The following is a 25,984-nucleotide window of genomic DNA, read 5'->3' on the forward strand; positions in this document are numbered from 1 at the left end:
ACGTGAAGAGCTCACGACTCTGGCACACTATTTGCCCTTAACAGGTGCGCTGGTTAAGCTCCGCCATCGAACCTGTGAATCCGTTCATGCGCAGAGGGAGCGCCCCTATCGTGTCAACCGTGCGCCTAGCTAGCAGCCCATTGGCCTTGGACATCGCCACAATCGACCGTTTCCTGGCTCACAGCCATCGGCGGCGATACCCCACCCGGACCGACGTCTTCCGCCCTGGAGACCCGGCGGGGACCCTGTATTACGTCATCAGCGGCTCGGTTTCGATCATGGCCGAGGAAGATGACGACCGCGAGCTGGTGCTGGGCTATTTCGGCGCAGGCGAGTTCGTCGGTGAGATGGGCCTGTTCGTGGAGTCGGACCGCCGCGAGGTGATCCTGCGCACGCGCACCGCCTGTGAACTGGCCGAGATCAGCTACGAGCGCCTGCATCAGCTGTTCCTGGGTCCGCTCTCGGCCGATGCCCCGCGCCTGCTGTACGCGCTGGGCCAGCAGATCTCCAAGCGCCTGCTCGATACCAGCCGCAAGGCCAGCCGCCTGGCGTTCCTGGACGTGACCGACCGCATCGTGCGCACCCTGCACGATCTGGCCCAGGAGCCGGAATCGATGAGCCACCCGCAGGGCAGCCAGCTGCGCGTCTCGCGCCAGGAACTGGCGCGCCTGGTCGGCTGCTCGCGCGAAATGGCCGGCCGCGTGCTGAAGAAGCTGCAGACCGACGGCCTGCTGCATGCCCGCGGCAAGACCGTGGTGCTGTACGGCACCCGTTGATTGCTGGGACAACCGTGTAGAGCCGAGCCCATGCTCGGCTGCTGTGTGCCAACGGCAGCCGAGCATGGGCTCGGCTCTACACGGCTCCTGCGCAACCTGCTGGGCTAGGCTCGGTGCATGGAACTGAGCAGCGAATTCTGGTGGTTCATCCTCATCGGCCTGGGCGCACAGCTGGTCGATGGCGCATTGGGCATGGCCTTCGGCCTGGTGTCCTCGTCGGTGATGCTGGCCATGGGCATCCCGCCGGCACAGGCCAGTGCGGCCATCCACACCGCCGAAGTGTTCACCACCGGCGCCTCCGGTGTGTCGCACCTCGTCGCCGGCAATGTCGATAAACGCCTGTTCTTCCGCCTCGCCATTCCCGGCGCGATAGGCGGCGCGGTGGGCGCCTACGGCCTGACCCAGCTGCCCGGCGACGTGATCCGCCCGCTGATCTATCTCTACCTGCTGGTGCTGGCCATCATCATCCTGGCCCGGGCCGCTGGCCGGCTGATGCCCAAGGGCGAGGTCAAGCGCGTGCCCGTGCTGGGCTTCGCGGCCGGCTTCCTCGATGCCAGCGGCGGCGGTGGCTGGGGCCCGGTGGCCACCTCCACCCTGCTCGCCCGCGGCGGCCAGGCACGCACCACCATCGGCACGGTGAATGCGTCCGAGTTCGTGGTGACCCTGACGGTTTCAGCCACTTTCCTGATGTCGATGGGGCTGCATCACCTGCAGATCGTGGCCGGCCTGCTGATCGGCGGCATGATGGCCGCCCCGGTGGCGGCGCTGCTGGTGAAGCGGCTGAAGGAACGCTGGGTGCTGATCGCCGTGGGCGTGCTGGTGCTGGCCATCAGCCTGTTCCAGATCGGCCACGCGCTGTTCGGGTATCTGGGGCGCTGATTGATCGCCGGGCATGGCCCGGCGCTACCCCTGGCCGCATTGGTAGCGCCGGGCCACGCCCGGCGAATCCATCACCGTGCGATGGGCTCAGGCCTTCTCGCCGCCGCGGTCCACGCAGCCCCAGTTGAGGATGCGGGTACCGGCCGGCAGCACGCGGCGGAAGAAGTCCACCTTGCCCGGCTTCGGGTTCACCACCACCGGGGCCTTGGCCGCCAGCAGCAGCGGCAGGTCGGCGGTGCTGTCGGAATAGGCAATGTCGATCTGCCCATAGCCGCGCTCGCGCAGCATGCGCATCTTCTCTTCGTTGTGGCAGTGCCGGGTCGGGCCAACACCGCCCAGCCGCGGGCCGACCTCGGTGCCGATCACCGGCACGTCCTGGTGGGCCACGAAGGCCAGGATGGCGCGGGCCAGCTCCGGCGGCGCGCCGGTGGCAACCACCACGCGGTCGCCCTTGGCCCGGTGCGCGGCGAACACCTCCAGCGCCTGCGGCAGCAGCTTGGCGCGCATCTGCGCCTCGTTGCGCAGCACGTAGGCGTCGATGACCTTGTTGAAGTCACGCGCGCGGTGCAGGCCGAAGCTGCCGATCCACACATAGACCGAAATGCCGGCACGGCGGGTCGGCAGCATCGCCACCATCGGCCCGGCGATCGGCGTGACCAGCAGCGCGGCGAGCATGCGCAGCGGGTTGCGCTTGATCAGCGAGGCGAACAGGTGGGTGCCCGAATCGCCGTCGTAGAGGGTGTGGTCGAAATCGAAGACCACCAGCGGCGCATCCTCGCGCGGCGTTGGATAGTGCGTTGTCATGCCGCGAAGAATAGCTGACGCAGGCCCTCGCCCGGCTCTTCCACGCGCATGAAGGCCTCGCCGACCAGGAAAGCGTGAATGCCGGCGTCGCGCATCAGGGCCACGTCCTGCGGGCCGAGGATGCCGCTTTCGGTCACCAGCAGGCGGTCACGCGGCACCGCTTTCTGCATGTCCAGGGTGGTCTGCAGCGAGACTTCGAAGGTGCGCAGGTTGCGGTTGTTGATGCCGATCATCGGCGCCGGCACCTGCAGCGCGCGCTCCAGCTCGTCGATGTCGTGCACTTCCACCAGCACGTCCATGCCCAGCGACAGCGCCAGTTCGGACAGGGTGGCCAGCTGGGTATCGTCCAGCGCGGCGACGATCAGCAGGATGCAGTCGGCGCCCAGCACGCGCGCCTCGTACACCTGGTAGGCGTCGATCACGAAGTCCTTGCGCAGCACCGGCAGCGTGCAGGCCTCGCGGGCCTGCTGCAGGTAGGCGTCGGCGCCCTGGAAGAAGTCCACGTCGGTCAGCACCGACAGGCAGCTGGCACCGCCGAATTCGTAGCTGACGGCGATGTCGGCCGGGCGGAAGTCCGGGCGGATCACGCCCTTGGAGGGGCTGGCCTTCTTCACCTCGGCGATGACCGCCGGGTCGCCGTTGGCCACCGCCGCCTGCAGGGCGCGCACGAAGCCACGGACCGACGGGGCGCTGGCCAGGGCGGCCTGCAACGCCTCGAGCGGGCGCTGGGCGCGGCGCTGGGCCACTTCTTCGGCCTTGCGGGCCAGGATCGTCTGCAGGATGTCGCTCATCGTCGTCGGTTCAATGCGGGGGCGGTGAGGACGGCCATTATCGGCCATCGGGTGGGTCAGGCTGAACCGCGCGCTCAGGCAACCAGCGCGCGGGTGGTATCAACGTACTGCTGCAGGCGCTGGCGGGCGCTGCCGTTGGCGATGGCGGCACGGGCGCGGGCCAGGCCGTCGCCGATGTCGCTGGCCACGCCGGCCACGTACAGGGCGGCGCCGGCATTGAGGGCCACGATGTCCAGCGCCGGCCCCGGGGTGTTGTCCAGCACCGTGCGCAGCATCTGGATGGACTGCTCCGGGCTGTCCACGCGCAGGTTGCGGCTGGCCGACATGGCGATGCCGAAGTCTTCCGGGTGGATCTCGTACTCGCGCACCTTGCCGTCGCGCAGCTCGCCCACCAGGGTGCCGGCACCCAGCGAGATCTCGTCCATGTTGTCGCGGCCCCAGACCACCATGGCGCGCTCGGTGCCCAGCTCGCGCAGCACGCGCGCCTGGATGCCCACCAGATCGGGGTGGAACACGCCCATCAGCACCGACGGTGCGCTGGCCGGGTTGGTCAGCGGGCCGAGGATGTTGAAGATGGTGCGCACGCCCATCTCGCGGCGCACGGGCGCGACGACCTTCATCGACGGGTGATGGATCGGCGCGAACATGAAGCCGATGCCCGTCTTTTCGATGGCCGCCGCCACCTGGGCCGGCTGCAGTTCGATGGCCGCACCCAGCGCTTCCACCGCATCGGCGCTGCCGGACTTGGACGACACGCTGCGGTTGCCGTGCTTGGCCACGCGCGCACCGGCGGCGGCGGCGACGAACATCGCGCAGGTGGAGATGTTGAAGGTGTGCGAGCCATCGCCACCGGTGCCGACGATGTCGACCAGGTGGGTGTTGTCGGCCACCGGCACCGCCAGCGCGAACTCGCGCATGACCGTGGCCGCCGCAGCGATCTCGTCGATGGTTTCCTTCTTCACCCGCAGGCCGGTGAGGATGGCGGCGGTCATCATCGGCGAGACGTCGCCGCGCATGATCTGCCGCATCAGATCGACCATTTCGTCGAAGAAGATTTCGCGGTGTTCGATGGTGCGTTGCAGGGCTTCCTGGGGGGAGAAGCTCATGGGAATGCTCCTTGGATCAGGCCGCCGGGCGCTGCAGGAAATTGCGCAGCAGGGCGTGGCCGTGTTCGGTGAGGATGGATTCGGGGTGGAACTGCACGCCTTCCACCGGGAACTGGCGATGGCGCAGGCCCATGATCTCTTCGATCGAGCCGTCCTCGTTCTCGGTCCAGGCGGTCACTTCCAGCGCGTCGGGCAGGCTGTGCTTGTCCACCACCAGCGAGTGGTAGCGGGTGGCCTGGTAACGGTCCGGCAGGCCGGCGAACACGCCCTTGCCTTCATGGCGGATGGGCGAGGTCTTGCCATGCATGATGTTGCCGGCGCGGATGACCGTGCCGCCGTAGACCTGGCCGATGCCCTGGTGGCCCAGGCACACGCCAAGGATGGGCGTGGTCGGGCCCAGGCGCTCGATCAGTGCCAGCGACACGCCCGCTTCGTTGGGCGTGCACGGGCCGGGCGAGATGACGATGCGCTCGGGTTTCTGCGCGGCGATCTCGTCCACGCTCATCGCATCGTTGCGCACCACCTTCACCTCGGCGCCCAGCGTCTGCAGGTACTGCACGAGGTTGTAGGTGAAGCTGTCGTAGTTGTCGATCATCCACAACATGGTCAGGTTCCGTCGCTTATCAGGAAGATGGCGTACACGTTTTCGGTGTAGGTGATGGGGCCGGCCTCGAGGGATTCCCGCGCCCTGGGCGCGGCACTGCCGGTTACGGTGATGTCGTTCGCGCGCGGCTCGGGAACATCGACCTCATCCCCTTCGTCCGACGCCGGCCATCGACCCGCCTGGATGCCGTAGGCGAAGTTCGGCGCCACATCGGAAATGCTGTACAGCCCGCGCAGCTGGGTGCCGTAGGCCTTGGCCAGGCCCTGCGCGGACTGGCGCGTCTGTGCCGCCGCCTCACCCTTGAGTTCGCGTCGCAGCGCCACTTCGCCCGAATAGGAGGGGGCGACGCTGCTGACCTGCACGTTCTCGTTGGCTTTCAGCGCCCCCAGCACGTCCTGCATCGCCTTCACGCTGGCGAAGCTGGCACGCAGCTGGCGCGACACGCGGGTGCCGATGAATACCTGCCGGCTCTGCTCATAGCGGGTCGCCGGGCCAATGCGCAGGTTGTCCGCGCGCACGCTGCCTTCCACCGCATTGTTCTGCTTGAACAGCGCCAGCGCGCGGGCGACGTGGTCCTGCACGCGGCGGCGCGCGGCGTCGGCGTCCATGTCGGTTTCTTCGATGTTCAACTGCAGGCCGAACCGGTCGGGCATCACCGTGCGGGTACCCTGCCCCTTCACCAGCAGATGCGGCTGCGAGGGGATGGTGTTGGCCTGCGCCCATGCAGAGGGGGCCATCGTGGCCAGCAGCGACGACCACAGCAATGCGCTCAGCAGCTTCATGCGGTACTCCTTGTCGGGAGGTGGGGAGGGCGGGAGACGCGTTGCTGCAGGCAATACGCACGGCCAGGCAAGGCGCCCACTCCAGGTGGCCGCCGCGTCGCATCAGTATGTCGGGGGTACGCTTTGTGCAGCAAGCAACCAGCTCCTGTTGGGGGAGCCGCCGTGCCGGGGAGCGTTCTATTGGATCTTGCCCGCCGATACGGCGGCAAGGTGCGGTCCGGGACCGCGACGACCTGCCGCTTCCTATTGGAAGCGCCACCACTTGGCTACGTTGTTCAGCAGGGTGCGGGTCATCGGGCAACTCTGGGGGCGATTACCGGAAGCAGCGGTCTGGAAGCGCCGTTGCGGTGTATGGGTCCAAGCGTATCAGATCCCGAACGCCCCGGGGCGGGGAGATTTATCTGCCTGATCAGGGAGCAGAACCGGGGCCACCTCGTGTATGACGCAATTGCCTTGGTGCGGAAAGGGCTCCGTCCTGGTTTTTCAGACTTTTACCTGGCCCTATGTGACCGCCCTTGCAGTTGCGTACCAGTGCAATTGAGGCGGCGTTCCCTCCCGCTCATCCTCCTTCGCACTCTCCAGCAGCACAGGAGCGCCAGGATGGCGCGATTGTTCATTGTCGTGGGCGACAGACTCAGTAGTGGCGGCAGCGTTCTCACCGGATCACCGTTCACCGATATCGAGGGGCGGCAAAACCAGAATCTGATCCAACGGCCACCATCATGTCGACTTCAGGTTCCACCACCACAGAATCAAGGCACGCCTGGCCGATCGCTCTGGAAGCACAGACTTCGCTGAGCCTCGCGATAGGGAGGGCAGTAACATGCGCCATCAGTTGATCATCCATGCCGCCATCCTCTTGAGCAGCAGCGCCAGCGCCGAGACCCAACCCATGAGTTCGAATCCCGACTTCGAGATAAGTGCGGCATGCGCCGGAAGCTCTCGATGCATCTTTGAGCGTGACGATGTTGATTTCATTGTCACGGTAAAGAATGTCAGCAACACCACGATCAAGTTCCCACTGGAGTTCATTCGACGCGGCGGCCCGTACATCACGCTGCACGACAACAGGCGCAATTACTCGGAGTCCGTGCCGTCTGGCATGCGGGACGAGAAGCTGCTGAATGATTTCACTCTGTTAGAGGCAGGACAGTCTGTTTCGGTGCCTGGATCCATCAATGCCTCACGGCTTGAGGAATGGGGCGGCTCGTCCGCGGACGTCACAGCGCAGATAAGGATATCCGCACCACTGGACGGAACTTTCACGTTCCGCCTGATTGGTGAAACGACGCTTCGCATCATTGGCAAGGATGTAAAAGAGAACCCTTGATTGGTGCCTGTGACATGCGTCGGCTAGCGCTTTTCATGGCCATGGGATTGAGCAGCGATATAAACGCGGAGAGCCGCTCCACGGACAGCAATCCTGACTTTGAAATCACTGCCAGCTGCAAGGGGCAGACTCCCTGCATCTTTGATGGCGACAGAATCGCCTTCGATATCAGCGTCAGGAACGTCAAGGACACGCCCATCAATCTGCCATTGGAATTCATTCGCTACGGTGGCCCTTACATTGTTCTTCATGACAACCGGACGCAGCGCCAGCTGACGCTTCCCTCGCACATGCTCGATGGCGCCCTTCTGTCCAACGTGACCGCAGTAGCACCAGGCCAGTCGGTGTCCGTATCCGGTTCCATCGATGCATCCTATCTGGATGCGTGGGGAGGTGAGGATGCAGATGTGACTGCCATGATAAAGCTCGCCGCACCTTTGGACGGATCCAAACAGTTCCAGTCGATTGGAACGACGGCGCTTCGAATCGTCGGAAGCAAGGCATTCACAGGTAAGGGGTGAATCGTACGGCCGTGCCGGGAGGCGACGGCCGGTCACATCAGCGGACATGCCCATGCCGACCGGGCGCCCAACAGGGCGCCCAGCAACTACAACCCCTTGGCGGCCTGGGCGACGGCGCGGAACAGCGCGCGGCCCTTGTTCATCGTCTCGTCCCATTCCTTGTCCGGGTCCGAGTCGTAGACGATGCCGGCGCCGGCCTGCACGTACAGGCGGCCATCCTTGATCACCGCGGTGCGGATCGCGATCGCGGTATCGGCATCGCCGTGCCAGCCGATGTAGCCGATGCTGCCGGCGTAGACATTCCGCTTGATCGGCTCCAGCTCGCGGATCACTTCCAGCGCGCGGATCTTCGGCGCGCCGCTGACCGTACCGGCCGGGAAGGTGGCGCGCAGCACGTCCGCATAGCTCAGGCCCGGCTGCAGCTGCCCGGTCACTTCGCTGACGATGTGCATGACGTGGCTGTAGCGTTCGATCACGAACTGCTCGCCCACTTCCACGGTGCCGGCCTTGGACACGCGGCCGGCATCGTTGCGGCCGAGGTCGATCAGCATCAGGTGCTCGGCACGTTCCTTCGGGTCGGCCAGCAGCTCGGCTTCCAGCGCCTGGTCCAGCTCGGGCGTTGCGCCGCGCGGGCGGGTGCCGGCAATCGGCCGCACGGTCACTTCGCCACCCTGTAGGCGCACCAGGATTTCCGGCGAGGAACCGACCACCTGCAGGTCGCCCACGTCGAGGAAGTACATGTACGGCGACGGATTCAGTGCACGCAGCGCGCGGTACACATCCACCGGGCGCGCCTTGAACGGCACGCTCAGGCGCTGGCTGAGCACCACCTGGAAGATGTCGCCGGCGCGGATGTATTCCTTGCTGCGCTGGACCGCATCGACGAAGCCTTCGCGGGTGAAACCGGAAACGAAATCGGATTCGTCCAGCACATCACTGTTGAGCGGGGCGGGATAGCCCGCACCCGGCGCACGCAGCTTGGCGGTCAGGGCATCCAGGCGGGCCTGGGCCTGCTCGAAGGCACCTTCGACACGCGGGTCGGCATGCACGATCAGGTACAGGCGGCCCTTGAGGTTGTCGAACACCGCCAGCTCGTTGGAATCCAGCAGCAGGATGTCCGGCGTGCCCAGCTCATCGCGGCCGGCCGGCGGCGCCAGGCGCGGTTCGATGTAGCCGATGCATTCGAAGCCGAACCAGCCGACCAGGCCGCCGGTGAATCCCGGCAGGCCGTCCAGCTTGGGCACCGAGTGGGCGCTGCGCAGCGCCTCGACCTCGGCGAAGGGATCGGCGACCTCGCGGGTGTCCACCACCTGGCCATCCTCGCGCACGGTCAGGGTGTGGCCGTGGAAGGCGTACACGCGACGTGCCGGCAGGCCGATGATCGAGTAACGACCAAAGCGCTCGCCGCCTTCGACGGATTCAAACAGGTAGGTATTGGGGCCGTCGGCGAGCTTCAGGTAGACCGAAAGCGGCGTGTCCAGGTCGGACAGCACTTCACGGACGACGGGAATGTGGGTGTGGCCTTCAGCGGCCTGCTGCTGAAACTGAGCGAGCGAATTCAAGACGACTTTCCTTCCGGGACACAGCGTTATGGGGGCGGACGACGGCAACGGGCCACCATCGCCACCAACGGCGTGCGGAAGAAAGAGTATGCGGGGTCGTCAGGCTGGACACCCCTTGACTGTAACGCAGCTTGCCCGGGAGGGAAACCCTGTGAAACTGAACCAGGCGTTGGGGTGATGGCCGGACGGACGAGGGGCTTGGGGGCGTTGGGGCGCCGGTAGAGTCGACTGTCAGTCGACTGCTCTTCCATCAGTGGCGGAAATGCACGCGCCACGCGCGCAAGTCGACTAACAGTCGACTCTACCCGGTCGGCTCTACCCTTGCCCCGCCAGCAGCGCGCAGTCGGCCGGCAGGTGCATGCGCACCCGCCCGGCCACGCAGTCGATGCGGAAACGTTGCGCCTGCACCGGCTCGCCATCCAGGTTCAGGGTCAACGCCTGCGGGGCGTCGATCTGCAGCCACGGCAGCTGCGCGCGGGTCGCCACCCGCTCCAGTGCCGCCTCCTTGCCACCGGTCAGCATCTGGCCCAGGGTCGCGGCCACCTCGCCGTCCAGTTCGGGCACCACGGTGACGTCCAGCAGGCCGTCGTCGATGAGCGCCTGCGGGCACAGCTGCTGGCCGCCACCGGCCTGGCGACCGTTGCCGATGCCCAGCGCGATGAATCCGCCCTCCCAGCTGAAATCCGGGCCGGACAGGCGCGCAGTGATCGGCTCGATGCGGCCCAGCTTGGCAATGCCGGTGATGACGTAGGCCAGTCCGCCGAGCATTTTCTTCAGGCCGGCATCGGTTTCCACGGTGACCTGGGTCCCGAAGCCGCCGCTGGCCAGGTTGGCGCACCACCAGGGCGTGCCATCGGCCTCCACGCGCAGCAGGTCGATGGGCCGGGCCGGCACCTGCCCGATCAGGGCGAAGGCCTCCGAAGGTTCGGTGGGAATGCCGGCCGACGTGGCGAAGTCGTTGGCCGTGCCCATCGGCACCAGGGCCAGCGATGGCAGTGCGTCGGCCGGTTCATCGCGATGGGCGAGGGTTTCGGCGACCGCACTGAGCGTGCCGTCACCGCCGGCCGCCACGATCACATCCACGCCATGGCCGATGGCTTCAGCCACGTAGCGTTCGGCGTCGCCCTCCTCCCACGTCACCCGCACTTCCAGCTGCACGCCCTGCCCGCGCCAGTGGCCGACGGCACTGCGCAGATCGTCATTGCCAGCGGATTTTCCGTTGAGTATCAGGCGCCAGCGCGGGGTGGTCATGCAGGTGCTTCCGGTGGGGGTGGCACAGGCTAGCAACCGCGCGTTCGCGGCCGGTGAAGCCTCCGTGTCATGCGGGTGTCATCGCCGGCCCGGAACATGGGAGGCCATAGCAGGGACGACGGATGGAGGCAGGATCAGCCTCCCACGAATGCAGCAGGGCCGCGCCAGTGTTTGGCGCGGCCTTTTTTTTTGCCTCAACCGTTGGCGAAATCGTGCAGCGCCTGGCCCTGCAGCCGGTACACGGTCCACTCGTCCTGCGGCTTCGCACCGGCAGCGGTGTAGAACTCGATGGCCGGGGTATTCCAGTCCAGCACCGACCATTCGAAGCGGCCGCAACCTTCGGCCACCGCCTGGCGCGCGATGTACTTCAGCAGCGCCTTGCCGGCGCCGGCACCGCGCTTTTCCTGGCTGACGTACAGGTCTTCCAGGTAGATGCCCTTGCGGCCCAGCCAGGTCGAGTAATTGTAGAAATACACTGCATAGCCGATGGCCTCGCCGCCGGCTTCGCAGATCAGCGCGCGGGCGGTGGCATCGGCGCCGAACAGGCTCTCGGCGATGCCGATCTCATCGGTCTGCACCGAATGCTCGGCCTTCTCGTAGATGGCCAGCTCGCGGATGAAATGCAGGATCAGGCCGGCATCGGCCACGGTGGCCGGGCGGATGTTCAACACGGCCACCATACTCATGGCTCAGCCCCGCGCCGCAGTGACATTCGCGCGCATCTGCGCGATCACGTCCTGGTAGCTGGTCCTGGCGTTGAAGATGGCCGAACCTGCGACGAAGGTGTCGGCGCCGGCAGCGGCGATCGCACCGATGTTGTCGGCCTTCACGCCGCCGTCGATCTCCAGGCGGATGTCCTTGCCGCTGGCGTCGATCTTCTGGCGGACCACGCGCAGCTTGTCCAGCGCCGAGGGAATGAAGGCCTGGCCGCCGAAGCCCGGGTTGACCGACATCAGCAGCACCAGGTCCAGGTCATCCAGCACCCAGTCCAGGATGTCCACCGGGGTGGCCGGGTTCAGCACGATGCCCGGCTTGCAGCCCAGCGAGCGGATCAGCTGGATGGTGCGGTGCGGGTGGCGGCTGGCCTCCGGGTGGAAGCTGATGTAGGTGGCGCCGGCCTCGGCGAAGTCCGGGATGATGCGGTCCACCGGCTCGACCATCAGGTGCACGTCGATCGGCGCGGTCACGCCGTGCTTGCGCAGGGCCTGGCAGACCATCGGGCCGATGGTCAGGTTGGGCACGTAATGGTTGTCCATCACGTCGAAGTGGACCCAGTCCGCACCGGCGGCCAGGACGTTGTCCACTTCCTCGCCCAGGCGGGCGAAATCGGCGGACAGGATGGACGGGGCGATGAGGCAGTTGGACATGGCCGGGGCCTTGGGGACGAGGGAAAGGGGTCAGCGCTTGCGCAGCGTCTTGATGCGGTCGTAGGCGGCGTTGATCCGCCGCGACTTCTGCTCGGCCTGCTGCTGCAGCTCGGGGGCCGCGCCGCCGAGCTTGTCGGGGTGGTACTGGGAAATGAGCTTGCGGTAGGCCCGCTCGACCTCGGCGTCGGTGGCCTCGGAGGTCAGCCCCAGCTCGCGGTACGGGTTTTCCTTGTTCAGGCGGAACCAGTCCGAATCGAAGGCATGGCCGAGCAGCAGGCCGATGACCGCCCCGAACAGCGGATTGGGCCGGAACAGCAGGGCACCGGCGATGAAACCGAGCAGTTTTCCGTACCAGCGCATGGCGCTCCGGGGGCGGCCGACGAAATGGACGCTCATTTTACGTCACAGCGGGCCCGGACCGCTTTACACTAGGCCGCCCGCTGGTCAGCGGGCCCGCCGGGTCCGCTGGGCAGCCGTATCGACAACGCCCCAGGAGTGCCCGTGCCAACCACGCTGTTGCAATCCGATCTCCCCGGCCTGCCCTTGCGCCATCGCGGCAAGGTGCGTGATGTGTTCGATATCCCGCGCGAGCGGCTGCCTGCAGGGACCCCGCCGGGCGACTACCTGCTGATGGTGGCCACCGATCGCCTGTCGGCGTTCGATGTGGTCCTGCCCGACCCGATCCCGGGCAAGGGCGAGATGCTCTGCCAGGTCTCCAACTTCTGGTTCGCCAAGACCGCGCACCTGATGCCCAACCACCTGACCGGCATCGACGTGGCCAGCGTGCTGCCCGAGGGCGTGGACCCGGCCCTGTACGCCAAGCGCGCGGTGGTCACCCGCAAGCTGAAGCCGGTGCCGGTGGAAGCGATCGCCCGCGGCTACCTGATCGGCAGCGGCTGGAAGGACTACCAGCGCACCGGCAAAGTCAGCGGCATCGACCTGCCCGATGGCCTGCGCCAGGCCGAGCAGCTGCCCGAGCCGATCTTCACCCCGTCCACCAAGGCCGCCGTCGGCGACCATGACGAGAACATCGATTTCGATGCGATGGTCAAGCAGGTGGGCGCGGACCTGGCCGAGCGCGTGCGCGATGCCACCCTGCGCATCTACAAGTTCGCCGCGGACTATGCCCGCGAGCGCGGCATCATCCTGGCCGACACCAAGTTCGAGTTCGGCACCGATGCCGATGGCCGCCTGTACATCATGGACGAGATGCTGACGCCGGATTCCTCGCGTTACTGGCCGGCCGACGAGTACGAAGTGGGCACCAGCCCGCCGAGCTACGACAAGCAGTTCGTGCGTGATTACCTGGAGACGCTGGACTGGGGCAAGACCGCCCCGGGCCCGGCCATCCCGGCCGAAATCATCGAGCGCACCCGCGCCAAGTACGCCGAGGCGCTGCAGCGCCTGGCCGGCATCAGCGTCGACTGATGCCCCTGCGCCCCCGGCCGGTCTGGCCGGGGGCGTTCGCGCAGCCAGGCATGGCCTGGCTCTACTGCGGGCGTGGCGGGAGATGCGCCCGATGAATTGGGCCCGGTAGAGTCGACCGTTGGTCGACTATCGCGCGCAGCGCGGGAATTTCGCGATCTGATGGTAGAGCAGTCGACTGACAGTCGACTCTACCAAGTCGACTCTACCAAGTCGGCCCCACCCCGTCGGCCCACCATTTTGCGCCCCCCATGATCGCGCGGTGCTGCGGGAGTATGCTGGCAGCATGCAGACCACCACCCAGCTTGCGCGGCCGATCGACCGCTACTTCGCCAGCTACTCCGACGACCACCGCAATGTGATCAACCAGCGCATCCACGTGGTGGCGGTACCGGCGATCCTGTGGTCGGTGGTGGCCCTGCTGTGGTGCGTACCGCCGCTGATCACCTGGTTCCAGTACGGCATCTGGGCCGCCTTTGCGATGTTCAGCGCCTGGTGCTTCTACAACAAGCTGTCGCGCCCGCTGGGCATCGGCATGCTCATCCAGTTCTTCGTGTTCGGCTGCCTGTGCCGCCTGCTGGAGGCCGAGATCGGCCTGCACAACCTGTTCTGGCTGGCGGTGGGCGTGTTCGTGGTGGCCTGGGTGGCGCAGTTCATCGGCCACAAGTTCGAAGGCCGCAAACCCAGCTTCCTGACCGACCTGACCTACCTGCTGATCGGACCGGCCTGGGTGATGGCCAAGGCCTACCGCAAGCTCGACTGGCGCTACTGACACCTCCCGCCGCGCCCTCCGGCCATCGTTTCCTGAACGGGCGCGGCCCGTCACCCCTGCTGCACGATCGACCTGCCAGCCTGCGATGCACGGGCGGCGCAGGCCTGCCTGCTGGTTCCCCGTGTGGCCCCCAGCCGTTGCCACGCGGGGCGCAGCCCCCCATGCGCGGGCGTAGGGAGCCGATCCGGCAAAGCCGGCGACCACACCCTGCAAGGCACGGAAAAGGGCATGCCGCACCGCAAAAAAGATGAATAGCGCACGTTACATGCCGTTTGTAGCCGTTACATGGGTTTCGGCGACATTTGACTGACTGTTAGACTCAATGACCTGCTCGTGAATCATGGATTCCCTGCATGCTCCCCAGCCTGCCCCTGCTGCTGGCCCTGCCGTTCCTGATGGCAGTGGCTGTTGCGGCCTTCCCCCGTAGTTCCCGCTCGACAGCCGCCTGGCTGGCGGCGCTGGCGCCGTTGGGCGGCCTGGCCATCCTCGGCTGGCTGACCCCGGCGGTGATGGACGGGCAGGTGGTCCGCACCCTGGTGCCCTGGCTGCCGCAGATCGGGCTGGATTTCGCCCTGCGCCTGGACGGCCTGGCCTGGATGTTCGCCGGCATGGTGCTGGGCATCGGTGCGCTGGTGGTGCTGTATGCGCGCTACTACCTCAGCAGCCAGGACAACGCGCACCGCTTCTACTGCTACCTGCTGCTGTTCATGGGCGCCATGCTGGGCATGGTGCTGTCGGGCAACCTGCTGCTGCTGATGGTGTTCTGGGAAATGACCAGCATCAGCTCGTTCCTGCTGATCGGCTTCTGGTCGCACCGCAAGGATGCCCGCGAGGGTGCGCGGATGGCGCTGGTGATCACCGGCGGCGGCGGCCTGGCCCTGCTCGGCGGCGTGCTGCTGATCGGCCGCATCGTCGGCAGCTTCGACCTGGACGTGGTGCTGGCCGCTGGCGAGCAGATCCGCTCCAGCGCGCTCTACCCCTATGCCCTGTTCCTGGTGCTGGCCGGCATCTTCACCAAGAGCGCGCAGTTCCCGTTCCACTTCTGGCTGCCGCACGCCATGGCCGCGCCCACCCCGGTGTCGGCCTACCTGCATTCGGCCACCATGGTGAAGGCCGGCGTATTCCTGCTGGCGCGCCTGCACCCGGCCCTGGCCGGCAGCGACCTGTTCTTCTACACCGTCAGCGGCATTGGCGCGCTCACCCTGCTGATCGGCGCCTGGAACGCGATCTTCCAGCACGATCTGAAAGGGCTGCTGGCCTACTCGACCATTTCCCACCTGGGCCTGATCACCCTGCTGTTCGGCCTGTCCACGCCGATGGCGGTGGTGGCCGGCGTGTTCCATATCCTCAACCACGCCACCTTCAAGGCCTCGCTGTTCATGGCCGCCGGCATCATCGACCACGAGACCGGCACCCGCGACATGCGCAAGCTGGGTGGGCTGCGCAGGCTGATGCCCTTCACCAGCGCGCTGGCGATCATCGCTTCGCTGGCGATGGCCGGCATTCCGCTGCTCAACGGCTTCCTGTCCAAGGAAATGCTGTTTGCCGAGGCGCTGACCGCCGGCGGGCCAGGCACCATGCGCACGGCCGTGTCGATCGCCGCGCTGCTGGCCGGTGTGTTCGGCGTGGCCTACAGCCTGCGCTTCGTCCACGACACGTTCTTCGGCCCCGGCCCGCATGGCCTGGACCGCGTACCGCACGAGCCGCCGCGCTGGATGAAGGTGCCGGTGGAGATCCTGGTGGTGATCTGCGTGGCAGTAGGCATCGCCCCGGCGCTGACCGTGGCACCGGTGCTGCACGCCGCGGCCGGTTCCATCCTCGGCAGCGCCATGCCCGAATACAGCCTGTCGGTCTGGCACGGCTTCAACCTGCCGCTGGCGATGAGTGCGATCGGCGTGGTCGGCGGCGTGGCCCTGTACTTCGGCCTGCGCAGGTTGATCAACCTGCACGGCGTGCAGAACACCGCCACCGGCCGCAACGTCTTCCACGCCCAGCTGGACACGGTGTCCGCGCTGGCCATGCGCCTGACCAACGGCATCGCCAACGGCAGCCTGCAGCGCATGCTGCTGGGCCTGGTGCTGGTGGCGATCACCGTGGCCGCCGCGCCCTACATCGCCAACCCGGCCTCGCCCAACTGGACCCGGCCGCAGTCGATGCCGCTGCTGGGCTGGGCGCTGTGGCTGGTGATGATGGCCTGCGCTGTGGCCACCCTGCGCGTCTACAAGCAGCGCCTGCTGGCCGTGCTGCTGGTCGGTGGCGTCGGCCTGATGGTCTCGCTCACCTTCGTGTTCCTGTCCGCCCCGGACCTGGCCCTGACCCAGCTGCTGGTGGAGATGGTGACGCTGGTGCTGATGCTGCTCGGCATGAACTACCTGCCCGCCCAGTCCGGGCCGGAACGCCCGCGCTGGCGCAAGCGCCGCGATGCGGTCATCGCGATCATCGCCGGTGCCGGCCTCGGCGCGCTGGCCTACAGCGCGATGACCCTGCCGCCCAACACCATGGCCGGCGAGATGCTCGCCCGCGCCCTGCCCGAGGCCTATGGGCAGAACGTGGTCAACGTGATCCTGGTCGACTTCCGCGGCTTCGATACCTTCGGCGAGATCACCGTGTTCGGCATCGCCGCGCTGGTGGTGCATGCCCTGCTGCGGCGCACGCGCATGGCCCCGGAACAGATCATGCCCGGCCCGCCGATCAAGCTGCCGGTGCCGGCCGATCTGGCCCAGATCATGTTCCCGCTCACCCTGACGGTCTCGATCTTCCTGTTCCTGCGCGGCCACAACGCGCCCGGCGGCGGCTTCATCGCCGGCCTGGTGCTGGCGGTACCGCTGCTGATCCAGTACGTGATCCAGGGCACCGCGTCGGTCGAATCGCGCTTCGGCTTCGACTACATCCGCTGCATCGGCATGGGCCTGCTGATCGCCCTGCTCAGCGGCAGCGCCTCGATGCTGTTCGGCGTGCCGTTCCTGACCAGCGGCCACCTCGACCTGCACCTGCCACTGATCGGTGAGGTGCCGCTGGCCAGCGCCATTGGTTTTGACATCGGCGTCTACCTGGTGGTGTTCGGCGGCGCCATGCTGATGCTGTCGATGATGGGCACGGTCAAGCCGTCGCGCACGCGCACCGCGCGCCGCGGCGAGATCGACCTGCAACGCCGTTCGGCCCGCACCGGGGAGATGCACTGATGGAACTGGCCCTGGCCACCGCGATCGGCGTGCTGACCGCCATCGGCGTCTACCTGCTGCTGCGCGCGCGCAGCTTCGATGTGATCCTCGGCATGACCTTCCTGTCCTACGCCACCAACCTGCTGATCTTCGCCGGTGGCCGCGTGGTGCTGGGCAAGGCGCCGGTACTGAAGGAAGGCGTGGACAGCAACCTGGGCAACTACACCGACCCGCTGCCGCAGGCGCTGGTGCTGACCGCCATCGTCATCGCCTTTGCGATGACCGCGGTGACCATCGTGCTGGCGATGCGCAGCCGCAGCGACAACCACAGCGACCACGTGGATGCGCACGAGCCGGATGAAGACGCACCGCCGCGTCGGGGCGAGGACCAGGCATGAACCATCTGGTGATCCTGCCGATCCTGATTCCGCTGCTCGGCGCCGCGCTGTCGCTGTTCGTCGAACACCGCCGTTACGGCCCGAAGGTGCAGCGCAGCGTGGCCTGGACCGCACTGGGTGCGCTGGCGCTGGCCGTCGGCCTGCTGTTCGCGCAGACCGCCGACGGTGACATCAACGTCTACCTGCTGGGTGACTGGCCCTCGCGGCTGGGCATCGCGCTGGTGGCCGACCGCCTGTCAGCGTGGATGCTGCTGACCACGTTGCTGCTGGCCATACCCTGCCTGATGCATGCGTGCTCGGGCTGGGACCGGCGCGCGCCGCACTTCCACGCGCTGTTCCAGTTCCAGCTGGTGGGCCTGAACGGTGCGTTCCTGACCGGCGACATCTTCAACCTGTTCGTGTTCTTCGAGGTGATGCTGATCGCCTCCTACGGCCTGCTGCTGAGTGGCGGCCGCGGCCTGCGCATGCGCATCGGCCTGCATTACGTGGTGTTCAACGTCACCGCCTCGACCTTGTTCCTGATCGCGCTGGGCCTGCTGTACGCCTCGCTGGGGTCGCTGAACATGGCCGAGCTGTCGCAGCGCATCGCCGAAGTGCCGGCCTCGCAGCTGACCCTGGTGAAGGCGACCATCGGCCTGTTGCTGCTGGTGTTCTGCGCCAAGGCCGCGCTGATGCCGCTGTACCTGTGGCTGCCCGAATCCTATGCGCGTGCACCGGCTGCGGTGGCGGCACTGTTCGCGATCATGACCAAGGTCGGCCTGTACGCGGTGCTGCGCGTGCAGATGCTGTGGTTCGGCGAGGACGCCGGCGCGCTGGCCGGCTACGGCCGCGACTGGCTGCTGTGGGCCGGCGTGGCCACCCTGGTGCTGGGCGGCCTGGGCGCACTGGCGGCTGCGCGCCTGCGCGTGCTGATCTCCTACCTGGTCGTCGTCTCGGCGGCGACGCTGTTCATCGCCTTCGCGGTGGGCACGCCGAAGGTGCTGTCGGCCGGCCTCTACTACCTGCCGCACAGCAGCTTCGTTGCGGCGGCGCTGTTCCTCATCGCCGACCTGATCCGCCGCCGCCGTGGCGGTGCCAGTGATCGCAAGGAAGTGGTGGCACCGATGCCGGGCAAGGAAACGCCGGCCGTGCTGTTCCTGATCGGCGCGGTCTCGGTGGCCGGCCTGCCGCCGCTGTCCGGCTTCCTGGCCAAGGCCGCGCTGCTGGCGGGCATGCCCGCGCAGTACACCGGTGCGGTGTGGACGGCGGTGCTGGCCAGCAGCCTGCTGGTCATCATGGGCCTGACCCGCGGTGGCATCCGCCTGTTCTGGCGCGTGCCGCTGCCCGACCCGGAGGCACCGCCGCCGCGCAAGGCACCGCTGCGCCGCATCGAGCTGTACGCCGCCTGCCTGCTGCTGGCCTACGGCATCGGCATGACCCTGGGTGCCGCACCGCTGATGCGCCACACCGATGCCATCGCCGCCCAGCTGCTGCAGCCGGGTGACTACGTGCAGCAGTTGCGCGCGACCACGCCGGAGATCCGCCAGCCATGACCGCCAAGCGCTCCTTCCGCCGCCGCGTGTTCCCCTCGCCCGCCCTGAGCATGATGGTGGTGGCGTTCTGGCTGCTGATGTCCGACAGCTTCACCCTCGGCCAGATCGTACTGGGCCTGGTGCTGGGCGTGGTGGTGCCGCTGTTCGCCGCGCGCCTGGACCGCGAGTTCGCCCGCATCGGCACGCTGCGGCCGGTGCCCAAGCTGCTGGTAGTCACCCTGTGGGACATCCTGATGTCCAACATCCGCGTGGCCATCCAGGTGCTCGGCCCGGAGCGCAACATCCACCCCGGTTTCATCTGGTTGCCGCTGGATATCGCCAACATCCATGGCATCGCCGCGCTGACCAGCATGATCACCCTGACCCCGGGCACCGTGTCGGCCGCGCTGAGCGATGACCGCAAGTACCTGCTGGTGCACGTGCTGCACCTGGAAGACCCGCAGGAGCTGATCGACACGATCAAGCGACGTTACGAAGCCCCGTTGATGGAGATCTTCCCATGACTGGATTCCAGATCATCCAGACCACCCTGGTGGTGTGCATGCACGTGGTCGGCCTGGCCATGCTGCTGGGCACCTGGCGCCTGCTGCGCGGCCCGACCGTGCCCGACCGCATCCTCGCGCTGGACACGCTGTCGGTGACCGCCATCGCCGAGCTGATGCTGTTCGGCATGTACCTCAACTCGGCGATCTACTTCGAAGCGGCGCTGGTCATTGCCATGCTCGGCTTCGGCAGCACCGTGGTGCTGAGCAAGTTCGTGCTGCGCCGGGACATCGTCGAATGATCACCTTCATCCAGATCGCCCTGTCGGTGCTGCTGCTGTTTGGCTGCTTCTTCATCCTGGTCGGTGCGCTGGGGCTGGTGAAGCTGTCGACCTTCTTCAAGCGCTTGCACGCGCCGACCAAGGCCAGCACGCTGGGCGTGGGCTGCGTGCTGGCGTGTTCGGTCTGCTACCACATCTTCCTGGGCCAGGACCCGCAGCCGCGCGAGCTGCTGATCACCGTGTTCCTGTTCATCACCGCGCCGATCAGCGCGCACATGATGGCCAAGGCCGCGCTGTCGCTGCTGATGGAAACCCGGCCCAGCCTGCCCGGCAACGAACGCGCCAAGGAAGAACAGCTGCCGCCGCCGGAACCGGCGCGGGAAGAGGACACGCTGCAGAACCGGTAGGTGCCGGCCGCTGGCCGGCACGGCTCATTGAGGGTGGGTGCCGACCGTTGGTCGGCACGGTCCGTCATCCACGCATGGCGTGGATCTACAGGACCAGGGCGATCTCAAGCCCCACCCACGCGACGAACGTCCCCAGAAGGATCGCGCCTTCCACCCGGCTGATGCACAGGTCGCCGCGCAGCATCGGGTACAGCACCAGGGCGAAAGCCAGCAGCGCCGGCAGTTCCAGGCGCACGAACGAGGCCGGCAGCGCCAGCGGCTGCAGCAGGCCCATCGCACCGATCACCAGCAGCAGGTTCACCACGCTGGAACCCAGCACGTGGCCCAGCACCATGTCGCCGTGGCCGCGCCGCGCCGCCGCGATCGCCGCGGCCACTTCCGGCAGCGCGGTGCCGATGGCCACCGGCAACAGGCCCACCAGCAGCGGGGTCCAGCCCAGCGCCGTGCCGAAATCCGCCGCAGCGCCTACCACCAGGCGCGCGCCCCAGTAGAGCGTGAGCGCGGCGATCAGCACGCGCAGCACGTTCAGCGGCAGGCTGGTGCGGCTCAGCGCGGATTCGGCGATGACCGCCTGCACGTCCGGCGCTTCCAGGCGCCCGCGACGCAGCAGCACGATCTGCACCAGCACGAAGCCCGCCACCAGCACGCCGGCTTCCCAGCGCTGCAGGCGCCCATCCAGGCCGAACACGATCAGCAGCAGGCCGGCGGCCAGCAGCGACCACCACAGCACACCCTGCAGCCGCGCGCGCAGCAGCAGCGGCGCGGCGATGGCAGCCACGGCCAGGGTCAGGCCGAGATTGGCGATGCTGCTGCCGATGGCGTTGCCCAGGGCCAGTTCGGGCTGGCCAACCCACAGCGCGCGCGCATTGACCGCCAGTTCCGGCAGCGACGTGGCGACGCCCAGCAGCAGCAGGCCGGCAGTGAAGGCACTGGCGCCGAAGCGCTGGGCGAGGCCGGCGACGGCCTTGACGATGGAATCCCCGCCCAGCGCCAGCAGCAGCAGGCCAAGCAGGAACCAGGCAATTGAAATGGCGATCATCGAGCACTCCCCAGCGGTCGTGGCGCGATTCTACGCGTGGCCCACCCTTGGCGGGTGAGCCACGGCGGCCGTGGTCAGCCGCAGCCTTCCACGTAATCCACCTGCGGGGTCTGGCCGACCCGCCAGCTGCCGACCTTGCCGTCGGCGCCCAGCGCGAAATCGATGATGGCCGCGCCGTCCTGGGCCGGGCGCACGCGCAGGTGCTGGGCCTTCTCGTCGTACTTGTCCGGGCCGACGTCAGCGCGCTCGGGGTACAGCAGCTGCAGTTCGCCCAGGGTCATGCCGACCTTGCCGCCGCCCGGGGCGACGATGCCGGTGCTGCGTACGTCGTAGCGCACCAGCTTGCGGCCCTCGATCATCAGGCGCGGGTCCTCGGCATCCTGCGGGCGCAGGAAGTAGCAGCCGTCATTGTTGTCATCGGCCGGCAGCGGCTTGCCTGCCGCATCGGTGCCCAGTCCCTGCAGCGGTGCGCCGTAGCCACTGCGCACCTCGGCGATGGGCGCGCCCAGGCGGGCACCGCCGAAGCCCTCCAGCCGCGCCGGGCTGTCGCTGCGCGGGTCGGCCGGCGAGGTGGTGGCGAGGTCGGCATCGGCTGGGGCGGTGGCGGTCGCCGTGTCCTTGGCCGGGGCAGAGGCCTCGGCGGGGGCCTCGGCGGTGCGGTTGCAGGCGGCCAGCGACAACAGCAGCAGGCCGGCGATGGGCAGGTGTTTCATGGGTGCGGATCCTTGGCACGGGGTGCTGGCACGCTAGCGCAGCGCGCGTGCAGGCGCTGCATTGTCATCGCCGTTTCATGGCCCTCGTTCAGGCTCGGCGTGCACCGACTTGGCTGTCCTTTCCATGCAACCGCGCAAGACCGACCTCGCCCGAACCGCGCTGCAGGCCCACCGCGCGCCGCTGGACATGCGCCAGCGCCGGCTGCTGATCCTGTGTGACGGCCAGCGCAGCATCGCCGACCTGACCGGCTTGATCGGCCAGGAGGCGCCCGCCATGGTGATCCAGCTGGTCCAGGGCGGCTACCTGGAAACCGGCGCGCCCGCGTCACCACCGCCGGCACCGTCACCGCCCGTGGCTCCCGGCCCGACGGCGGCGGTGGCACCCGCAGTGGCCCCTGCAGTTGCGCCTGCGCCTGCACCCGCCGCCCCGGTGGAGCGCCGCCGCTCGCTGGTGGCCGCGCGCATCTACCTGCTGGGCATCCTGGAAATGCAGCGCAATCCGATGGCCGCCGCCCTGTTCCGCGACCTGCAGCAGGCCCGCGCCGAAGAGGATGTGGTGAAGGTGCTGCAGGCAGCGTTGCAGGCGTTGCCGGGCATGACCTCCGACGGGTACTGCGAGCGCGTGCGGCAGCGCCTGCTGGAAGCGCTGCCGGTCGAGCATTGCGACGCCTTCGCGGCAACGGCGTAGGGTCGCGAAAACATCCACGCATGGCGTGGATCTACAACATCACCGGTCGGATTGACCACGTGGATCCACACCATGCGTGGATCCCGCATCCCGCCAGTAGATCCACGCCATGCGTGGATGCAATGGATCAACGGAAATTGTTGCGCAGGCCGTTCCAGCACTGCTGGTAATCGCCCTGGCGGTGGCCGGCGGCCACGGCCTGCGCGCTCGGGCGGATCACCGCGCGGGTCTCGAACATGAAGGCCATCGTGTCCTTGATGACATCGGCCTTGGACAGGTCGGCGTTGGACGCCTTGTCGAAGGTCGGCGCATCCGGGCCGTGCCCGCTCATGCAGTTGTGCAGCGATGCGCCACCCGGCACGAAGCCTTCGGCCTTGGCGTCGTAGGCACCGTGTACCAAACCCATGAATTCGCTGGCGATGTTGCGGTGGAACCACGGCGGGCGGAACGTGTTCTGCGCCACCAGCCAGCGCGGCGGGAAGATGGCGAAATCCATGTTGCTGGTGCCCGGTGTGTCGCTGGGCGAATGCAGCACCAGGAAGATCGACGGGTCCGGGTGGTCGTAGCTGATCGAGCCGATGGTGTTGAAGCGGCGCAGGTCGTAGCGGTACGGCGCGTAGTTGCCGTGCCAGGCCACCACGTCCAGCGGCGAATGATCGATGGGCGCGCGCCACAGGCGGCCCTCGAACTTGGCGATCAGTTCGAAATCACCGTCCACGTCCTCGAACGCGGCGTGCGGCGTTTCGAAGTCACGCGGGTTGGCCAGGCCGTTGGCACCGATCGGGCCCAGGTCCGGCAGCTTCAGCAGCGCGCCGTAGTTCTCGCAGATGTAGCCGCGGCTGGGGCCGTCGGGCAGCTCGACGCGGAAACGCACGCCACGCGGGATCACCGCGATCTGCTGCGGCTCGACCTCGACCACGCCCAGTTCGGTCAGCAGGCGCAGCGCGCCCAGCTGCGGCACGATCAGCAGTTCGCCATCGGCGTTGTAGAAGTAGCGGCCGACCATGTCCCGGTTGGCGGCGTACAGATGGATGCCGACGCCGGCATGCGCATCGGGCGAGCCGTTGCCGCCCATCGTGTACAGGCCTTCGACGAAATCAGTCGGCAGTTCCGGCAGCGGCAGCGGGCTCCAGCGCATCTGGTTGGGCGAGGCCGGCTGCGCGCCGAAATCACACTGCAGCTGCGACTGCGCGAACGGGGTGAATTCGCCGTGGGTCACCGCCGGGCGGATGCGGTACAGCCAGCTGCGGCGGTTGCTGCCGCGCGGTGCGGTGAACGCGGTACCCGAGAGCTGTTCGGCGTACAGCCCGTGGGCCACTTTCTGCGGTGAGTTCTGCCCGACCGGCAGCGCGCCGGCGACGGCCTCGGTGGCGAATTCGTTGCCGAAACCGGACTGGTAGCTGCGGGCGGTGATGGCGGTGGACATGGAAACTCCAGAGATTGCCGGCCAGCGGCCGGCACTACCATTCGGACAGGCAATGCCGGCGGGCCGCCAACATTGCCTGCAGACGTTACAGCACGCCGCGGCGGATCTGGTCGCGCTCGATGCTTTCGAACAGCGCGGTGAAGTTGCCTTCGCCGAAGCCTTCGTTGCCCTTGCGCTGGATGATCTCGAAGAAGATCGGGCCGATGCAGTTCTGGGTGAAGATCTGCAGCAGCTTGCGCTGGTGGGTTTCCGGGTCGGCGTCGATGAGGATCTTGTTCTTCGCCAGGCGCGCCACGTCTTCACCGTGGTTGGGCACGCGCTGGTCGATCACATCGAAGTAGGTCTCCGGCGTGTCGAGGAAGTCCACGCCCTGCGCGCGCATGGCTTCGACGGTCTCGTAGATGTTGTCGGTGAAGCAGGCGATGTGCTGGATGCCCTCGCCCTTGTACGCGTCCAGATACTCGTTGATCTGGCTCTTCGGGTCGGACGACTCGTTCAGCGGGATGCGCACGATGCCGTCCGGGGCGGTCATCGCCTTGGACACCAGGCCGGTCTTCAGGCCCTTGATGTCGAAGTAGCGGATCTCGCGGAAGTTGAACAGGCGCTCGTAGTAATCCGACCACTGCTGCATGTTGCCGAAGTACAGGTTGTGGGTCAGGTGGTCGATGAAGGTCAGGCCGAAGCCGAACGGACGCAGGTCGGCGCCGTCGACCACCTCGTAGTCGCCATCGAAGACGCTGCCGGCGCTGCCGTAGCGGTCGACCAGGTACAGCATGCAATCGCCGATGCCCTTGATGACCGGGGCGTTGACCGCCTTGCTGTCCGGCTTGAAGGCGATGGCCTCGGCGCCGTTGCCCAGGGCGGTCTGGTAGACCTCCTGGCCCGGCTTCTTGAAGCGGATGGCAAAGCCGCAGGCGCAGGGGCCGTGCTTTTCAGCGAAGTCGGCGGCGAAGGAATCGGGGTCTTCGTTGACGAGGAAGTTGACGTCGCCCTGGCGATAGACGGTAATCGGACGCTGCTTGTGCTTGAGCACCGCGCTGAAGCCCATCTTGCGGAAGTACTCGTGCAGCTCCTGGCCACGGCCGGCCGGGGCGGCAAATTCGACGAACTCGAAGCCGTCGATGCCCATCGGGTTTTCGAAGGTGGTGACCTGCATGCCGGGGTTCGGGTGCGAGGCGGTCGGGACTGCGGTATTCATGGCGTGGCTCCGAATCGGTACCGCATCGGTACAAACCAGGTGCGGGCTAGGGTGGACCCGGCGAGAATGCAGGGTCCGGACATACCACTTATAGTTACACTTGAAACCACCAGCAAGGTGCACCGCAGCATGAGCCCAGCCGACCCCGCCTCCACCCGCGTGCGTGCCTCGCACGTCCTGCTCGACCTGGAACAGTTCCTGCCGTATCGGCTGAGCGTGCTGTCCAACCGCGTGAGCGGCAACATCGCCAAGCTCTATGGCGACCGCTACGGCCTGGCCATTCCCGAGTGGCGGGTGATCACCATCCTGGCGCTGTACCCGGGTTCGTCGGCCAGCGAGGTTTCCGACCGGACGGCGATGGACAAGGTCGCGGTCAGCCGCGCGGTGGCGCGCCTGCTGGAGCGTGGTTTTATCAAGCGTGAGACGCATGGCGATGACCGCCGGCGCTCGGTGCTGGCGCTGTCGGCGGCCGGTTTCGAGGTGTACGAGACGATCGCGCCGCTGGTGATCGAGATCACCCGCAAGCTGATGTCGGTGCTGAGCGAGGAAGAGGAGCAGGTGCTGGAGAAGCTGATCCTGCGGCTGGCCGGCGATGGCCTGGAGCGGATGGGCGAAGGCGTCTGAGGGAAGGCTTCCGGGGCCCCTGCCCCGGTCCCCGGTGGTGCCGACCGTTGGTCGGCACATCTGTC

General features: G+C 67.3%; 28 protein-coding genes. 14 read left to right on the top strand and 14 right to left on the bottom strand.

Annotation, left to right across the window (positions count from 1 at the left end; genetic code table 11):
* Positions 1 to 86 precede the first annotated feature (86 nt).
* Positions 87 to 776, top strand: a complete 690-nt coding sequence (gene crp / locus IAE41_RS06105; RefSeq protein WP_079225401.1) for a cAMP-activated global transcriptional regulator CRP — start codon at positions 87 to 89, stop codon at positions 774 to 776.
* A gap of 117 nt (positions 777 to 893) precedes the next feature.
* Positions 894 to 1,655 carry a sulfite exporter TauE/SafE family protein gene (locus IAE41_RS06110; RefSeq protein ID WP_200732466.1) on the top strand — a complete coding sequence of 254 codons (762 nt, stop codon included), beginning with the start codon at positions 894 to 896 and terminating at the stop codon, positions 1,653 to 1,655.
* A gap of 87 nt (positions 1,656 to 1,742) precedes the next feature.
* On the opposite strand, the gene IAE41_RS06115 is transcribed toward IAE41_RS06110, so the two are convergent.
* The 5 genes from IAE41_RS06115 to IAE41_RS06135 all read right to left on the bottom strand — a co-directional run bounded on the left by IAE41_RS06115 (position 1,743) and on the right by IAE41_RS06135 (position 5,742).
* Positions 1,743 to 2,459 (bottom strand): haloacid dehalogenase-like hydrolase, encoded by a 717-nt coding sequence (locus IAE41_RS06115; protein ID WP_079223887.1) that lies wholly within the window; start codon positions 2,457 to 2,459, stop codon positions 1,743 to 1,745.
* Entirely contained in the window at positions 2,456 to 3,250 is a 795-nt protein-coding gene (trpC, locus tag IAE41_RS06120; RefSeq protein WP_200732467.1) for an indole-3-glycerol phosphate synthase TrpC, read from the bottom strand. The genes IAE41_RS06115 and trpC overlap by 4 nt, the downstream gene beginning before the upstream one ends.
* A 74-nt stretch (positions 3,251 to 3,324) precedes the next feature.
* Complete coding sequence (gene trpD, locus IAE41_RS06125; protein WP_200732468.1) at positions 3,325 to 4,356, bottom strand: anthranilate phosphoribosyltransferase; 1,032 nt, start codon at positions 4,354 to 4,356, stop codon at positions 3,325 to 3,327.
* Positions 4,357 to 4,372: 16 nt separating this feature from the next.
* Positions 4,373 to 4,960, bottom strand: a complete 588-nt coding sequence (locus IAE41_RS06130; RefSeq protein ID WP_046983686.1) for an aminodeoxychorismate/anthranilate synthase component II — start codon at positions 4,958 to 4,960, stop codon at positions 4,373 to 4,375.
* Between the two features lie 2 nt (positions 4,961 to 4,962).
* Complete coding sequence (locus IAE41_RS06135; RefSeq protein WP_200732469.1) at positions 4,963 to 5,742, bottom strand: SIMPL domain-containing protein; 780 nt, start codon at positions 5,740 to 5,742, stop codon at positions 4,963 to 4,965.
* 823 nt (positions 5,743 to 6,565) lie between these two features.
* Between IAE41_RS06135 and IAE41_RS06140 the strand changes: the two genes are divergently transcribed.
* Positions 6,566 to 7,072 carry a hypothetical protein gene (locus IAE41_RS06140; protein ID WP_200732470.1) on the top strand — a complete coding sequence of 169 codons (507 nt, stop codon included), beginning with the start codon at positions 6,566 to 6,568 and terminating at the stop codon, positions 7,070 to 7,072.
* A gap of 35 nt (positions 7,073 to 7,107) precedes the next feature.
* A complete protein-coding gene (locus IAE41_RS06145; RefSeq protein ID WP_200732471.1) occupies positions 7,108 to 7,593 on the top strand; it encodes a hypothetical protein in 486 nt (161 codons plus the stop codon).
* A gap of 86 nt (positions 7,594 to 7,679) precedes the next feature.
* On the opposite strand, the gene trpE is transcribed toward IAE41_RS06145, so the two are convergent.
* The 5 genes from trpE to IAE41_RS06170 form a co-directional block, all read right to left on the bottom strand.
* On the bottom strand, positions 7,680 to 9,155 hold the full coding sequence (trpE, locus tag IAE41_RS06150; protein WP_200732472.1) for an anthranilate synthase component I: 1,476 nt from the start codon (positions 9,153 to 9,155) through the stop codon (positions 7,680 to 7,682).
* A gap of 315 nt (positions 9,156 to 9,470) precedes the next feature.
* Complete coding sequence (gene yegS, locus IAE41_RS06155; protein WP_200732473.1) at positions 9,471 to 10,406, bottom strand: lipid kinase YegS; 936 nt, start codon at positions 10,404 to 10,406, stop codon at positions 9,471 to 9,473.
* A 194-nt stretch (positions 10,407 to 10,600) separates the two neighbouring features.
* Complete coding sequence (locus tag IAE41_RS06160; RefSeq protein WP_108759048.1) at positions 10,601 to 11,083, bottom strand: GNAT family N-acetyltransferase; 483 nt, start codon at positions 11,081 to 11,083, stop codon at positions 10,601 to 10,603.
* A 12-nt stretch (positions 11,084 to 11,095) separates the two neighbouring features.
* On the bottom strand, positions 11,096 to 11,773 hold the full coding sequence (rpe, locus tag IAE41_RS06165) for a ribulose-phosphate 3-epimerase (protein ID WP_200732474.1): 678 nt from the start codon (positions 11,771 to 11,773) through the stop codon (positions 11,096 to 11,098).
* Positions 11,774 to 11,803: 30 nt separating this feature from the next.
* Entirely contained in the window at positions 11,804 to 12,133 is a 330-nt protein-coding gene (locus tag IAE41_RS06170) for a DnaJ domain-containing protein (RefSeq protein ID WP_079223907.1), read from the bottom strand.
* Positions 12,134 to 12,274: 141 nt separating this feature from the next.
* Between IAE41_RS06170 and IAE41_RS06175 the strand changes: the two genes are divergently transcribed.
* The 8 genes from IAE41_RS06175 to IAE41_RS06210 all read left to right on the top strand — a co-directional run bounded on the left by IAE41_RS06175 (position 12,275) and on the right by IAE41_RS06210 (position 20,231).
* Positions 12,275 to 13,201: a phosphoribosylaminoimidazolesuccinocarboxamide synthase gene (locus tag IAE41_RS06175; RefSeq protein WP_079223909.1), complete on the top strand. Its 927-nt coding sequence runs from the start codon at positions 12,275 to 12,277 to the stop codon at positions 13,199 to 13,201.
* A gap of 283 nt (positions 13,202 to 13,484) precedes the next feature.
* Positions 13,485 to 13,970 carry an Mpo1-like protein gene (locus tag IAE41_RS06180; protein WP_079225412.1) on the top strand — a complete coding sequence of 162 codons (486 nt, stop codon included), beginning with the start codon at positions 13,485 to 13,487 and terminating at the stop codon, positions 13,968 to 13,970.
* 353 nt (positions 13,971 to 14,323) lie between these two features.
* Positions 14,324 to 17,152, top strand: a complete 2,829-nt coding sequence (locus IAE41_RS06185; RefSeq protein ID WP_200732475.1) for a monovalent cation/H+ antiporter subunit A — start codon at positions 14,324 to 14,326, stop codon at positions 17,150 to 17,152.
* Positions 17,152 to 17,529 carry a Na+/H+ antiporter subunit C gene (locus IAE41_RS06190; RefSeq protein WP_108770255.1) on the top strand — a complete coding sequence of 126 codons (378 nt, stop codon included), beginning with the start codon at positions 17,152 to 17,154 and terminating at the stop codon, positions 17,527 to 17,529. The genes IAE41_RS06185 and IAE41_RS06190 overlap by 1 nt, the downstream gene beginning before the upstream one ends.
* Complete coding sequence (locus tag IAE41_RS06195) at positions 17,526 to 19,061, top strand: monovalent cation/H+ antiporter subunit D (protein WP_200732476.1); 1,536 nt, start codon at positions 17,526 to 17,528, stop codon at positions 19,059 to 19,061. The genes IAE41_RS06190 and IAE41_RS06195 overlap by 4 nt, the downstream gene beginning before the upstream one ends.
* Positions 19,058 to 19,564, top strand: coding sequence for a Na+/H+ antiporter subunit E (locus tag IAE41_RS06200; RefSeq protein ID WP_200732477.1), 507 nt, complete (start codon positions 19,058 to 19,060; stop codon positions 19,562 to 19,564). Before IAE41_RS06195 ends, IAE41_RS06200 begins: the two co-directional genes overlap by 4 nt.
* Positions 19,561 to 19,845 (top strand): K+/H+ antiporter subunit F, encoded by a 285-nt coding sequence (locus IAE41_RS06205; RefSeq protein WP_079223917.1) that lies wholly within the window; start codon positions 19,561 to 19,563, stop codon positions 19,843 to 19,845. The genes IAE41_RS06200 and IAE41_RS06205 overlap by 4 nt, the downstream gene beginning before the upstream one ends.
* Positions 19,842 to 20,231, top strand: a complete 390-nt coding sequence (locus tag IAE41_RS06210; protein WP_200732478.1) for a Na+/H+ antiporter subunit G — start codon at positions 19,842 to 19,844, stop codon at positions 20,229 to 20,231. The genes IAE41_RS06205 and IAE41_RS06210 overlap by 4 nt, the downstream gene beginning before the upstream one ends.
* Positions 20,232 to 20,316: 85 nt before the next feature.
* Here IAE41_RS06210 and IAE41_RS06215 read toward each other — a convergent pair whose 3' ends face one another.
* Together IAE41_RS06215 and IAE41_RS06220 are read right to left on the bottom strand one after the other, a co-directional pair.
* Positions 20,317 to 21,270, bottom strand: a complete 954-nt coding sequence (locus IAE41_RS06215) for a sodium:calcium antiporter (RefSeq protein WP_200732479.1) — start codon at positions 21,268 to 21,270, stop codon at positions 20,317 to 20,319.
* Positions 21,271 to 21,344: 74 nt separating this feature from the next.
* Positions 21,345 to 21,983 (bottom strand): hypothetical protein, encoded by a 639-nt coding sequence (locus IAE41_RS06220; protein WP_200732480.1) that lies wholly within the window; start codon positions 21,981 to 21,983, stop codon positions 21,345 to 21,347.
* 124 nt (positions 21,984 to 22,107) lie between these two features.
* Here IAE41_RS06220 and IAE41_RS06225 point away from each other — a divergent pair, with 124 nt between their 5' ends.
* Complete coding sequence (locus IAE41_RS06225; protein ID WP_200732481.1) at positions 22,108 to 22,671, top strand: hypothetical protein; 564 nt, start codon at positions 22,108 to 22,110, stop codon at positions 22,669 to 22,671.
* 127 nt (positions 22,672 to 22,798) lie between these two features.
* Here IAE41_RS06225 and hmgA read toward each other — a convergent pair whose 3' ends face one another.
* Both hmgA and hppD read right to left on the bottom strand, forming a co-directional pair.
* Positions 22,799 to 24,097, bottom strand: a complete 1,299-nt coding sequence (gene hmgA, locus IAE41_RS06230; protein WP_200732482.1) for a homogentisate 1,2-dioxygenase — start codon at positions 24,095 to 24,097, stop codon at positions 22,799 to 22,801.
* Positions 24,098 to 24,182: 85 nt separating this feature from the next.
* On the bottom strand, positions 24,183 to 25,295 hold the full coding sequence (gene hppD, locus IAE41_RS06235; RefSeq protein ID WP_200732483.1) for a 4-hydroxyphenylpyruvate dioxygenase: 1,113 nt from the start codon (positions 25,293 to 25,295) through the stop codon (positions 24,183 to 24,185).
* Between the two features lie 129 nt (positions 25,296 to 25,424).
* Here hppD and IAE41_RS06240 point away from each other — a divergent pair, with 129 nt between their 5' ends.
* Positions 25,425 to 25,919 carry a MarR family winged helix-turn-helix transcriptional regulator gene (locus IAE41_RS06240; RefSeq protein WP_079223924.1) on the top strand — a complete coding sequence of 165 codons (495 nt, stop codon included), beginning with the start codon at positions 25,425 to 25,427 and terminating at the stop codon, positions 25,917 to 25,919.
* Positions 25,920 to 25,984: the final 65 nt, after the last annotated feature.

Origin of the sequence: Stenotrophomonas sp. S39 (assembly GCF_016624665.1) — a bacterium.
Taxonomy (GTDB): Bacteria; Pseudomonadota; Gammaproteobacteria; order Xanthomonadales; family Xanthomonadaceae; genus Stenotrophomonas.